The organism is Brumimicrobium sp. (assembly GCF_048268645.1).
Taxonomy (GTDB): Bacteria; Bacteroidota; Bacteroidia; order Flavobacteriales_D; family Crocinitomicaceae; genus Brumimicrobium; species Brumimicrobium ulvae.
The window spans coordinates 71,930-84,759 of record NZ_JBLWVE010000003.1 but is presented as its reverse complement, the minus strand read 5'-3'; the positions used below and the strand labels follow the sequence as shown (position 1 = coordinate 84,759).

Annotated in this window: 13 protein-coding genes and 1 tRNA gene; 7 read left to right on the top strand and 7 right to left on the bottom strand. The window is 35.4% G+C overall.

What is annotated here, in order from left to right; translation table 11 throughout:
* Nucleotides 1-99: 99 nt before the first annotated feature.
* Complete coding sequence (locus ACN0U3_RS04415) at nucleotides 100-900, top strand: M15 family metallopeptidase (protein ID WP_417265291.1); 801 nt, start codon at nucleotides 100-102, stop codon at nucleotides 898-900.
* 44 nt (nucleotides 901-944) lie between these two features.
* Here ACN0U3_RS04415 and ACN0U3_RS04410 read toward each other — a convergent pair whose 3' ends face one another.
* The 7 genes from ACN0U3_RS04410 to ACN0U3_RS04380 all read right to left on the bottom strand — a co-directional run bounded on the left by ACN0U3_RS04410 (nucleotide 945) and on the right by ACN0U3_RS04380 (nucleotide 7,094).
* Nucleotides 945-1,856, bottom strand: a complete 912-nt coding sequence (locus ACN0U3_RS04410) for a ribonuclease Z (RefSeq protein ID WP_417265290.1) — start codon at nucleotides 1,854-1,856, stop codon at nucleotides 945-947.
* A 4-nt stretch (nucleotides 1,857-1,860) separates the two neighbouring features.
* On the bottom strand, nucleotides 1,861-2,199 hold the full coding sequence (locus ACN0U3_RS04405; RefSeq protein ID WP_299201807.1) for an STAS domain-containing protein: 339 nt from the start codon (nucleotides 2,197-2,199) through the stop codon (nucleotides 1,861-1,863).
* 37 nt (nucleotides 2,200-2,236) lie between these two features.
* Complete coding sequence (locus ACN0U3_RS04400; RefSeq protein ID WP_299201810.1) at nucleotides 2,237-3,166, bottom strand: aspartate carbamoyltransferase catalytic subunit; 930 nt, start codon at nucleotides 3,164-3,166, stop codon at nucleotides 2,237-2,239.
* Nucleotides 3,159-3,707, bottom strand: a complete 549-nt coding sequence (gene pyrR, locus ACN0U3_RS04395) for a bifunctional pyr operon transcriptional regulator/uracil phosphoribosyltransferase PyrR (RefSeq protein WP_417265289.1) — start codon at nucleotides 3,705-3,707, stop codon at nucleotides 3,159-3,161. The genes ACN0U3_RS04400 and pyrR overlap by 8 nt, the downstream gene beginning before the upstream one ends.
* Nucleotides 3,708-3,794: 87 nt before the next feature.
* Nucleotides 3,795-5,189, bottom strand: a complete 1,395-nt coding sequence (locus ACN0U3_RS04390; protein WP_417265288.1) for a sugar transferase — start codon at nucleotides 5,187-5,189, stop codon at nucleotides 3,795-3,797.
* A gap of 7 nt (nucleotides 5,190-5,196) precedes the next feature.
* Nucleotides 5,197-6,060 carry a hypothetical protein gene (locus ACN0U3_RS04385; RefSeq protein WP_417265287.1) on the bottom strand — a complete coding sequence of 288 codons (864 nt, stop codon included), beginning with the start codon at nucleotides 6,058-6,060 and terminating at the stop codon, nucleotides 5,197-5,199.
* Between the two features lie 41 nt (nucleotides 6,061-6,101).
* Nucleotides 6,102-7,094: a Gfo/Idh/MocA family protein gene (locus ACN0U3_RS04380; protein ID WP_417265286.1), complete on the bottom strand. Its 993-nt coding sequence runs from the start codon at nucleotides 7,092-7,094 to the stop codon at nucleotides 6,102-6,104.
* A 325-nt stretch (nucleotides 7,095-7,419) separates the two neighbouring features.
* On the opposite strand from ACN0U3_RS04380, the gene ACN0U3_RS04375 reads away from it, so the two are divergent.
* The 6 genes from ACN0U3_RS04375 (at nucleotide 7,420) to ACN0U3_RS04350 (ending at nucleotide 12,826) form a co-directional block, all read left to right on the top strand.
* A tRNA-His gene (locus ACN0U3_RS04375) sits at nucleotides 7,420-7,496 on the top strand.
* 631 nt (nucleotides 7,497-8,127) lie between these two features.
* Complete coding sequence (locus tag ACN0U3_RS04370) at nucleotides 8,128-8,940, top strand: XRE family transcriptional regulator (protein ID WP_299201825.1); 813 nt, start codon at nucleotides 8,128-8,130, stop codon at nucleotides 8,938-8,940.
* A gap of 167 nt (nucleotides 8,941-9,107) precedes the next feature.
* Nucleotides 9,108-9,506 carry a hypothetical protein gene (locus ACN0U3_RS04365; RefSeq protein ID WP_299201828.1) on the top strand — a complete coding sequence of 133 codons (399 nt, stop codon included), beginning with the start codon at nucleotides 9,108-9,110 and terminating at the stop codon, nucleotides 9,504-9,506.
* A 129-nt stretch (nucleotides 9,507-9,635) separates the two neighbouring features.
* The gene (locus ACN0U3_RS04360) at nucleotides 9,636-10,007 is read left to right on the top strand and encodes a response regulator (RefSeq protein ID WP_299201831.1); all 372 of its coding nucleotides are present in this window, start codon (nucleotides 9,636-9,638) and stop codon (nucleotides 10,005-10,007) included.
* Nucleotides 10,008-11,426: a sigma-54-dependent transcriptional regulator gene (locus tag ACN0U3_RS04355; protein ID WP_417265285.1), complete on the top strand. Its 1,419-nt coding sequence runs from the start codon at nucleotides 10,008-10,010 to the stop codon at nucleotides 11,424-11,426.
* Nucleotides 11,423-12,826, top strand: coding sequence for a sensor histidine kinase (locus tag ACN0U3_RS04350; protein WP_417265284.1), 1,404 nt, complete (start codon nucleotides 11,423-11,425; stop codon nucleotides 12,824-12,826). Before ACN0U3_RS04355 ends, ACN0U3_RS04350 begins: the two co-directional genes overlap by 4 nt.
* The last annotated feature ends 4 nt before the right edge of the window (nucleotides 12,827-12,830 follow it).

Here is a 12,830-nt window from a genome sequence, read left to right as displayed (position 1 = left end):
TTTAATGACCAAAATACAAATATTTTGTTTTTATTTCATTCTTCCTATACTTTTCCTAAGATGTTAATAACTTTACCTTTGTAAGAATTGAAATTAGTCATGATGTCGAATAAATGTATTTTACTGTTCATAATACTTTTGCTTTTTGCTTGTAACGGTGAAGAAGTGCAGGAATCAATTGAGATACCTATTGATAAAGTACCTGCTATAGAAGGTCAAGAGGTGTGGGATAATGATTCTTTATTTGAAAAAGATCAAGAAATTATTGATACTGTTCAAGAAATTAGCGCCTTAGAAAAAAAGATGTTGGCCGCTGGTCTTGTTGATATTCAAAGTGTTGATTCGACTATTCAAGTGGATGTGAAGTATGCAACTACTGATAACTTTATGGGACAAGTGCTTTATCGCGATTATCATAAGGTCTACCTTCAGCCTGTTGTCGCCGAAAGATTGTCATTGGCACAAAAGGCTTTGCAGAAAATCGACTCATCTCTCACTTTACTAGTATTTGATGGCACTCGACCACGTTCTGTTCAACAAGCCATGTGGGATGCACTTGATACGATTCCTTTTAATGACAGAATTAAATTTGTAAGTAATCCAGCTAATGGAAGTATTCATAATTATGGTTGTGCGGTTGATTTGACCATTAAAAATAAAAATTCTGATCAGTGGTTTGATATGGGAGCAGGGTATGATGATTTGAGGAAAATTGCTTATCCAAGACATGAGGAACAATTTTTAGCATCTGGAGACTTGACACCACACCAAGTTCAAAATAGAAAGTTGCTGAGACAGGTAATGAGGGCAGGAGGATTCTGGGTGATTCAAACTGAATGGTGGCACTTTAATGCATTTTCCCGTAAAAAAGCAGCGGAAATGTTCGATATTGTTGAGTGAATTAGAAACTTTTGGAGAAAGAAAGTCGCTCCCTGATTCTTTAGTTATACGTTGAAGAATTCTCCATCTTCAGGTACAAAAACACGCTCGAAGATCGTTTGAGCTTCTTCTAAATGATTTTCCATTGATTTGTATCGTGCAGAGAAGTGACCTAGAATCAACCGTTTTGCATTGGCTTTTAATGCAATTGTTGCCGCTTGCTTTGCTGTAGAATGAAAGGTCTCTGAAGCGCGTTCACTTTCTTTGTCTATAAATGTGGCCTCATGATAAAGCAAATCAACGTTTTTTAAATGCTCAATGATAGGTGGGTGGTAAGCTGTATCGGAACAAAATGCGTATGACTTTGTTGGTTTTGGCGAATAAGTAACGTCTTCTGAACGAACCATTATGCCATTGTTGTCAACGATGTCTTCTCCTGAAATTAATTTGTTGATATAAGAAGTACTCACACCCGTTTGGTCAAAAGCTTCTTTATCCAGTCTTCTATTTCCTGGCTTTTCATCAATGCGATATCCATGTGTGGCAATCCTATGGTTTAAAGGAAAACTATTTATTCTTAGACACTTGTCTTCAAAAACAAGGCCTTCAAATTCAGGGTCTAATTCGATAAAGTTTAAGGTAAATCCATTGTATAATCCTACCAATTTGAATTGAGAGAGTAGAAATTCTTTTAAACCTTTTGGACCAATCAATGTCATGGGAGATTTTCTTCCCAATAGTTGCATGGTGCTGATTAATCCTGGGAGTCCAAAAACATGGTCTCCATGTAAATGTGAAATCAGTACAAGTTGAATGTTTTGAAATTTGACTTTGAATCTTCGCATTTGAAGCTGAGTAGCTTCTCCGCAATCAATTAAGATAGAGCGTTGTTGACAGTTGATGAGTTGTGCTGTAGTACCTCTTTTTAAAGTTGGGACCGCAGCTCCTGAACCTAAGATGGTGACATTGAAACTCATAAGTTTAAGGCATCGCTTTTTCTGCTTCTTCTAAGGTTTCTGTTATAGAAAGTACCCTGTGTAGCTGTGCAATTTCAATCATCTTTTTAACATTTGGTTGAAGCCCCGTTAAGATAAATTTCCCATTTGAATTTTTACACAATCTATTGGCAGAAAGCAAAGCACTTAATCCAGAGGAATCACAATAAGAAGTTTTAGATAAATCAATAATTAAATGACTTACATTCTCCTTGTTTAAATTTAAGATGCTGGTTTTTAGCTCAGAAGCGTTTGTGCTGTTGAGTTTGTCAACCTCAGAAGATATAATGCTATAGTTTGTATGGTTTATTACTGTAAAGTTCATTTTGTTGCTTGCGTTTATCCAAAAATAATAAAATTTATCAACGATCTATCTTTGCGGCTAATAAGTATATTACGGCCATGCGAACAGCTACTCCATTTTCGACCTGATTAAGGATGATGGATTGCTTGCTGTCGGCAACATCGCTCGTTATTTCGACTCCTCGGTTGATTGGACCAGGATGCATAACAACAATCTCTTTGTCTAGACTATTTAAGAGTTTTTTATCTAAACCATAAAGCATAGTGTATTCTCTAAGCGAAGGAAAGTACTGAATGTCTTGTCTTTCCAATTGAATACGCAACATGTTTGCAACGTCACACCATTCTAGTGCTTTGCGAAGATTATGCTCTACCTTAACCCCTAATTCATGAATGTATTTAGGGATAAGGGTGGTTGGGCCGCAGACCATAACTTCTGCACCTTGTTTTTGAAGGGCGTAGATGTTCGATAATGCAACACGTGAATGTAAGATGTCTCCTACGATTACTACTTTTTTGCCTTTAACACTTCCTAGTTTTTCACGTATAGAGTAACTGTCTAGTAAAGCTTGTGTTGGATGTTCGTGTGTTCCATCTCCTGCATTGATGACTCTGGCATTAACCCGTTCCGATAAGAATTTTGCTGCTCCTGGATTGGGGTGACGCATGACTACCATGTCGACTTTCATTGAAAGAATATTGTTAACGGTATCCACTAATGTTTCTCCTTTTTTTACGGAGCTACTTCCTGCGCTAAAGTTCACTACATCTGCACTGAGTCTTTTTTCAGCGAGTTCAAATGAGAGCTTTGTTCTTGTCGAGTTTTCAAAAAAAACATTAGCAATGGTAATGTCACGTAGTGAAGGTACTTTCTTTATCGGGCGATTGATAACTTCTTTAAATCGATCTGCAGTTTCAAAAATAATTTCGATGTCTCTTGCAGTGAGATCTTCAATTCCAATTAAATGTCCAACACTTAAATTATCCATTGCTTTCTGGGGTATATAATAACACTTTATCTTCTCCTTCTATTTCTTTCCATTCTACACTTACGCGTTCTGAAACGAGTGAATCTACTGTTTTTCCTATGTAATCCGCTTGAATGGGGAGGTGGCGTTTAAATCTTCGGTCAACAAAAGTCAGTAATTCAACCTTGTTTGGACGTCCGTAGGCGAGCATGGCGTCTAAACCTGCACGGATCGTTCGTCCGGTATAAAGCACATCATCAATCAGGACGATGTTTTTATTTTCTAAGGAGAAATCAATATTTGTTACACTAGGAATAAGAGGTGTGGCACGTCTTCTAAAGTCATCTCTGTGAAATGTGATGTCCAGATTTCCGCATTGAATTTCCTTGTCTAAGATTTCTTCGATTAGAATTTTTAAACGATTCAATACACTTATCCCTCGGGGTTGTAATCCAATTAAAACGGTGTTTGAGAAATCATTATGATTTTCAATGAGTTGTCGACAGAGCCGTTGCAGGGTGAGATCAAACTGCTTTGCGTTGAGAATTACTTGCGTTTCCATCGGGGTCAAAGATAGAATTAAACTGACAATATTTTGGAACTTTAGAAAAGAAAATTTCAATAATTTATTAGCTGCAAGTATCAATAATTACTTTCCACTTCCTTTTAACACTATACCTATGGTATAAAGTAAAATTTTAAGGTCTATAGCAATGGACATATTCTTAATGTAAAGTAAGTCGTATTTCATGCGTTGAAGCATTTCATCCACATTTTCTGCATATCCAAATTTAACTTGTCCCCACGAAGTAATCCCAGGTTTAACCTTTGTCAATTGTAAAAACTGTGGTTCACGTTCTGCAATTTTATCAATAAAAAATTGTCTTTCAGGTCGTGGACCGACCAGTGACATTTCTCCTTTGATTACATTCCAAAATTGGGGGATTTCATCGAGTCGAACTTTGCGCATAAACTTTCCGATTTTCGTGATGCGATTGTCATTGCTAGAGGAAAGCTGAGGGCCTGCTTTCTCGGCATCTACCACCATTGTTCTGAACTTAATAATGTTGAATGGAACTCCATTTTTGCCCACGCGTTCTTGCAAGAAAAATACTGGTCCTTTGGATGTTGATTTGACCATAATGCCAAGTACGATGTAAACTGGAAGTAACAGAATAATAGCGATTGTTGAGGCCACTAAATCCATAAGGCGTTTTACTACAAATTGCCAATGTGGCATTAAATCATCATTGACTTCAATGAGTAGTGCTCCGAAAATATTGGTCATTTTAACGCTACCACTCAATAAATCATACATGTTAGCAGCAATTTTTATGGTGATTTCTCGACCTTGTAAACGGGTGATAATGCGTTTTAAACGTTCGTGCTCCGATGAGTCTAAGGCAATAATTACTTCCTCAATATTGTTTTCATCGATAATTCTTTCAAGATTTTCTAAGTGACCTAAATGAGGAAGTTGTGTTGATAACTCATTGTCAATACCGTTAAGGTTAATGAATCCAACAAAAATAGATCCTGTTCCTTTGGGTAGTCCTTCAACTTCTTTATAAATGTCAACCGCTTTTTTACTCCCTCCAATCAACAAGGTTCTGAATCCAGATTTTCTTGTTGCAATTTGTTTGACCAGGTAGTTCGTGATAATCAATCTAGGGATAAGTGTTAGGGTGGAGTGGATTACAAATAAAGCGATCAATAATTTGTAATAATCTGTATGAATGAATACTTCATCGTCAAGAATAAGGAAAAAGAAAATTCCTAAAGTTCCTAAGAGAAATGAGCGCATAGAGTAGGAGAGAATGCGCATGAAATACATTCTGCGAAGGTTGTTGTAGGTACCCAAAACGAAATATACGGCTAACCAGAATATTGGGACAGCAATAAGTCCAATGAAAAATCGGTCTGAAGTTTCAAATGGGACCTGTTCGATAAATGTTTTTCTGTAAAAGAAAAAAAGTGCCCAAGCAATTCCAGCTGTAAGTAGGTCAACTGAAATGAATAATGTTTTTAACCTTTTTTGATTCATGCTCAAGCTATGGGTAGATCAACTTAATATTGTCGATATAGAAGTATTTAGATGTCCCCAATTCATCAAGGATCAATGTGAATTGAACTTCGTTAATTGGTGTTGTTTGATGATATGAGATATTTTCCTTTAAATCGATATAGGCATGTTTCCATTTTGCTTCATTTTCTTCTTGTGGGGCAACAATGATGTAAGGATTTTCATAGTAATTCCCATTTCCATATGCGATTGTACTTGTTAACATAGAGTTGGTATTCATGTAATCAAATTCTAAAAACACCTCTGTTCCTAGTTTAGGTAAAACCGTTTGAAAATTAGTCACAAATGAAATGGAAGAATCAGCATCATTCAATTGAATGTCTCCATACTTATTTCCCCAAACTAAAATTTCAGGGTCACTGCTTCTCCCTAGGGTAGCGGTAGATTCTGTAGCAACATCTACTTGCATGCTCGGACTTTCAAAATCTTCAATTAAAAAATTTAAAGCGGAATAGTAACGTGTTTTTGGTGAAACGGAAACCGTGTCATTCTTCTTTAGGGTGATGATCTCTTTAAATTGCTCTGCGAAAGGATATCTTTTTTTGGTTTCTCCAATTCCATTCACAATGATGCCTGGAATAAGTACAAACTCATGAGCTCCGTCTCCAATAATTGGAATTTTAGCAGGTAATTCATACATACCTAGACTTTTTCCATCCATATTCACAAAAACCTGGTTGAGGTTGTGAGACAATTCACCTTGAGGATTTTCAGCGTCAGGATTAGCAACAAGATCCCATTTGTCAATTTTTAACCAAGCTACTTCAGGTTGATCTTTAGCGCATGAGAAAATAAGTAAGGCTACAATTGTATATGTAAAAATGTGTTTCATTACAATGAATTTTAGGAGGAAACGTTAAAAAGTAAAGAATATTACTTTTCAATTAACGATCCGCTCATTTTTAATTTTTCGAGAATTTGTTCCGCAACATCTAAAGCCAACAAACCATCTTCTAAAGACACAATTGGGGTAGTGTCATTATGAATTGCTTCTGCAAATGTACGGAGTTCTTCTTTAATAGCATTAATCTCCTCAATTTCAGGTTTGTCAAAAATGATTTTTTTGGATGGTTTGCCGTTCCCCATTTCCATGACCATGTCATAAGGTCCAGGTTCTCCTTCCAAAGTTTCCATTTGAACAACTTCCATTTCCTTCTCGAGAAAATCAACGCTGATATACGCATCCTTTTGGAAAAATCTAGATTTACGCATGTTTTTAAGTGAAATTCTTGATGCTGTTAAGTTAGCAACACAACCATTGTCAAATTCAATACGTGCGTTGGCAATGTCAGGTGTGTCTGAAACAACCGCAACTCCCGAAGCAGATATTTTACGTACGCTAGATTTTACAACACTAAGAATAGCATCAATGTCGTGAATCATTAAATCTAAAATAACAGGAACATCTGTACCACGTGGATTAAATTGAGCCAAACGATGTGTTTCAATAAACATAGGTTGGTCAAAATAGGGAATTGCAGCTCTAAATGCTGGGTTAAAGCGTTCCACATGTCCTACTTGCACTTTTACATTTGCTTCTTCTGCAAGTGCTAATAATGCACGGGCTTCATAGGTCGTTTGTGTAACTGGTTTTTCGATGAAAACATGTGTAGAGCGTTTGATGGCCATCGAGGCCATTTCAAAATGTGAAGTTGTTGGCGTTACAATATCAACACAATCTACTTCGTCGATTAATGCTTCAGCAGAAGAAAAGGCTTTACAATCATATGCCTTACTGACTTCAGCAGCCTGTATAGGGTTGCTGTCATAGATTCCAACTAACTCAAATACTTCTGGAAGCTCCTTAATTAAACGTAAATGTATCTTTCCTAAATGTCCTGCGCCTATTAATCCAATTTTTATCATCTCAACGATTTTTTACAAATATACTGTATGTATATTAAGGAAAGCAGTCTTTTTTGGTATGTTATCAACAGTTTATAAGGAATAAAGTCTAAGACTCTGGATTTTTTATAGAAATGAATTTAAACAAAACGCTGATTTACAGCAGAGTTTCAAAGTAGAAACTTTTTTTTATAAAAAAGTGCCGATGAAAAGTTTTGATTGATTTTATTTTCTATATATTTGCATCCGATTTGAACAACGGTTCAGATTTATAAATCAGAATATATAGTGATTATTCTTTTTATCGTTTGATGAGAATTGTAAAAGAGAAGCATATGATATTATGGTGGTTGTAGCTCAGTTGGTTAGAGCGCCTGATTGTGGTTCAGGAGGTCGTCGGTTCGAGACCGATCTTCCACCCCAAAAGCCCAGACATTTCTGTCTGGGCTTTTTTGTTTCTATATTGAATTATGTTTTTTAATAATAATAAATGTGGATCAAGACTAAATGTTGGGGATTAAGCATTAATGCTTATCAATCCGAATTAGGATTATTTAGCGTTTTAAGCATAAAAGTGGTTAAAACCATCAATCACTTATTGATGCGGGATTCATCCCGCATTCAATAATTTAAGACATCGTAAGCTTAGCCGTTTTAACGGCGTTTTTAAATAATTAGAACAAACTGTATCATTAAAGTTTTAAGCACAAACGTGATTAAATCCATCACTTGTCGCTCAATAAGTGAGGATGAATTCCTCCCTAGTTTTTGAGACTGACCCAAAACAGTATTGAGTATTGAGCAAGAGCAAGACAGTATTATGTATTGAGCAAGAGCATAGAGGTGAGATCAATTGAGGTTTCGAATTAGAGTTCATTCTTTTATGGGTTGTGATAGCTAATTGCAGATGGATTGATAAAAGTAGGAGGTGAAGACGTAAGAAAAATACGTTCATTTTTTTGAGAAGTCAGTTTCTTTTATTTTGAAACACATTTAGTTTGCTTAAAATATTTTCGTATATTTGATTAATATATAAACATTTAATCGGCGAAAAATGGAGATTTATTTAGCATCTAATCTTAAATTACTCAGGAAATATCGTAAAATGTCACAAGAAGACGTGGCTAAAGAATTGGGTTTAACCCGTTCTTCCTATTCTGGATATGAGAATGGAGTTGCAGAGCCTGGAATAGAGAATTTGGTGAAAATGAGTAAGTTTTACCGTATTCCAATGGATGACCTTTTGAAAAGAAACATGAATGAGTTGACAGAGAGTGATTGGCAAGCCATTGAAAAAGGAGTTTATGCTGATGTGAAAGGAAGGAAGCTTCGCGTTTTGACAGCCATGGTTTCTGAAGAAAACAACGATGTAATTGAAATGGTTCCACAAAAAGCCAGCGCAGGTTATACTTTAGGTTATGCCGATCCTGATTATATCAAAGTCTTACCCACCTTTCAATTACCGTTTTTGAAAAAAGATAGGAAATACCGCTCCTTTCCAATTTCAGGTGATAGTATGCCTCCAGTTTCATCAGGTTCACATGTTGTTGCTGAGTACGTCCAAAACTGGGAAACAATTAAAAATAATCAACCCTACATCATAATTACCAAAGAGGAAGGAATTGTTTTTAAGATAGTGAATAAAATTCCAGGAAAGGAAAATGTGATTCAGTTGTCTTCTACTAATCCGCTATACGAGCCCTATCTACTTGATATTAATGAAGTGATTGAAATTTGGAAGTTTGTGAATTACATTGCTCACGATTTGCCGGAAGTGACCATCTCTGAAAATGATTTACTCAAGTCTGTTAAAGGGATCCAAAAACAAGTCAATGAGATAAAATCTTTTATTAAAAAAGACTATTGAGGATAGAGAGCGTGTTTTAAGTTGACTGTTTTTTATATTCACTAGCACAGTAAAATGAGGCTTAATTGATTAAAGACTTTTACCGAATCGACAAATACTGATTTTTATCATTTTAATTTCTTGTATGAATCAGTAATCTTGACTAATAAATTGTCGAGTTTTGTAGAGTGGAAGCAAATTTACTGTTCATACTAGAAGAAGAACTCCAAGCAGAGTTCCAAAGCAAGCTGTGTTTGTTTAGTCGAACGGTTGAACCTTTGTATATTGTTATTCAACTTAAATCTAGTCCGATCGGATTTCAACCTATGATCAATAACCTTAAAGATATACGCAAAGAAAAAGCAAAAGGAAAGATAGATCGATGGCTTAATACATGTTTTTCAAAACATCAAAAATTAGTCGTTAAAGTTATAGACGAATCAACACAGAGTAATAAACTATACCTCGATTTTACAGGAATAAATAAATTAAATGTTTTTCGTTCAAAAAAAGGAGAAGATCAAATTCTACCTTTGGTAAGAAATTTTTTTAATACAGATCAATTGAACTTTCTTTATTTTAAATAAAAGAAAACAAAGTGTGTATTATTTTCTACAATTCCTTTGTTGAAGTAAAGGTTCTCTCTTAATTTATGCTATTTTTGAACCAAGTGATGATTGTGTTGTTTTCTAATTAAAGGATTAAATTAATTTCACATGGAACGCCCAGTTTTACTTATTGTTGATGATGAAAGTGATATCAAAGCATTGTACAAATCGATTGTAAATCGTCACTTTGACTTTGATATTATAGAAGCTGATTCAATTGAGGCGGTAACAACGGTGTTAAAAAATAGTCTTCCAGATTTTGTATTGCTCGATTTATGTCTAAAGGATGGATATGGATTTGATGTAATTCCAGCTTTAAAAAAAGTAAATCCAAAAGTGAAAATACTTGTAATTACAGCATTCAATCATTGCAAAGAGAAACAACGTGCAACAGAATTAGGTGCGGTCGGGCTATTGGCTAAACCTTTCGAAAAGGACACTTTTGTGGAACATCTACAAATGATGCTAAATGCAAAGTAAATGGCGAAAGATACTTTATTAATAATTGATGATGATGTAGATATCTGCATGTTGCTGAAAAGATTTTTTGAGCGGAAAGGATACCAAGTACGTATTGCTTTTAAAGGTGCAGAAGGAATTGAAATCGTAAAGAAAGAAAAGATTGACATTGTACTCACAGATTTTCGTTTACCCGACAAAGATGGATTCCAAATCCTTGAGGAAATCAAAGCTATCGATCATCAAATTCCAATTATTGTTATTACAGGGTATTCAGATGTAAATCAAGCAGTGAAGGTCATTCGACTTGGAGCCTATGAATATGTTACCAAACCGATCTTTCCGGAAGAGATTTTCTTGTTGGTGGAAGATGCTTTAAAAATGCAGAATAAATCTTTACCTCTTCAAGAAGTAAATGATGATTTTCCGGTGGTAAAACCAATCTCTAAAACAATCCCACCTCAAGAAGGATTTCTAATTCCTAAAAGCGCCTATTCTAAACGTGTTCAGCAATTAATAGATGTTGTTTCTCCGACCAATATGACCGTTGTTATTACAGGGGAAAGTGGGACTGGTAAAGAGGTTGTAGCAAGAATGATTCACAATGCCTCTAAAAGAAAAAATGGACCTTTTATTCCGGTAGACTGCGGGGCTTTGCCGCAAGAACTGGCGTCAAGTGAATTGTTTGGTCATGTTAAAGGTGCTTTTACAGGTGCGACCTCTGATAAAAAAGGGAGTTTTGAAATGGCCAATGGAGGAACTTTGTTTCTTGATGAAATTGGTAATTTGTCTTATGAAAATCAAGTGAAATTACTTCGTGTTTTGCAAGAAAGAGTCATTCGTAAGGTGGGTAGTGAAAAAGACATGCCTGTAGATGTTCGTATTATTGTAGCTACGAATGAAGATTTAAAAGAAGCCATGTATAAAGGTAGTTTTAGAGAAGATATTTATTACAGAGTCAATGAATTCAAAATTGAACTTAACCCTTTGCGTAAAAATAAAGACGAGTTATCTGAATTTGTTCAATTTTTCCTTAAAAAGTCAAACGAAGAGTTAGATAAATCTGTTGAAACTGTTAGCGAGGAAGCTTGGAAGGTACTGTATGACTATCCATGGCCAGGTAATATTAGGGAATTGAAAAACACCATAAAAAGAGCTGTTTTAATGGCAAAATCCAAAATAATAAAGAAGGATGATTTACCTCAAGAAATTATTCATCCTGATATTTTTTACTGGAACAAAAACAAAGGTTCAAATGTTAAGGGTAAGCCAACTGATTCTTTACTTCTGAAAGATGTTACAGCAGCGGCAGAGAAACAAGCCATTATTCGGGTATTGTCGTTGAGCAATAACAATAAAACGAAAGCGGCAGAGGTGTTAGGAATTGATAGGAAAACGTTGTACAATAAGCTGAATGCTTATGGATTATTAGAAGAATGATAAAAGATAAAAAATTAAGTTACTATAATTATTTTTTGATGTTATCGCTGGCGTTAATTGCAGGCTATTTCATCACATCATTATTTTTCCTTAACCGAACTTGGGAGTCAGGAAGACAAGCTGAACAATATGGAGTGACTGTTGAAAAAACAAATGCGATTATTCAATATACTTCTCAATTGGAAAGTGCTGCCTATAGTTATGTGATTACTCATTCGGCTGGAAGTAAAGCCATATATCAACATAAAAAGGAAGCGCTTTTAGAATATGTTAAACGGCTAGGAGATCATTGTTCAGCGCATCACTTTGCGGATGATGAAACAGAAGTTTTAAACAATTTGATTTATCAAAGAATCAGTGTGCTCGATTACATGATGACGCAAAACTCTATGTCGAAGGAAATTCAAATGGAGCAAATGTCGGTAGGAAATGAAACGACTAAAAAAATTCTGAACACCTTAAAAAGTATTCGAAACGCTAACAATGAAATGCGAGAAAGTAATCAGAGGGATGCAGGAATTGCCAATAGAAATGCAATGTTACTTTTGACTGTTTTTGGTGGTGTAATGATGCTTATCGTGTTCATCAGTTTCTTCAAAATGAGGAAAGAAATTTTGAGAAGTGAAAGGTTTTTGAAGGAAATTAACCAAATTAATTTAGAGTTGAGTTCAATGAATGAGAATCTCGAGAACTTTGCCTACGTTGCCTCTCATGATTTAAACGAACCCCTGAGAAAAATCAGGACGTTTGGTGAAATGATAGAATTAGAATTGAATTCGGAGAAAATTAATCAAAAAACCGTCGTTTCACATATTCATAGAATGCAATCAGCAGCTGAACGAATGCAGGAATTAATAGAAGATTTACTTTCGTATTCACGTATTTCCAGACAGTTTGATATTTCTGAGAAAATTGACTTGCAAGATGTGGTAGAAACTGTTTTGGGAGACTTGGAGATTGCCATCAAGGAAAGTAATGCAAACATTCAGATTGAATCATTGCCCAACTCCATCCTTGCTGATGCAATTCAGATGCGTCAATTGTTTCAAAACTTAATTAGTAACGCCATCAAATTTAAAAAGCCAGAGGTTGATCCTGTCATAACAATTAAAAGTGAATTAGTGAAAGCGGAGACCTTGCCTTTTGATGAGCTAGCCATTGACCATTCCCAGATGTATTGGAAAATCACAGTGGCAGATAATGGGATAGGTTTTGACGAAAAGTATACCGATAAAATATTTGCTGTTTTTCAGCGCTTACACGGTCGTTCAACGTATGAGGGGACCGGGATAGGGCTCTCAATTTGTAAGAAGATTTGTGAGAATCACAAGGGTGGAATAACTGCAGAATCCAGTGAAGGAAATGGAGCAACATTCATTGTATTTCTTCCAATAAACTAAAGTT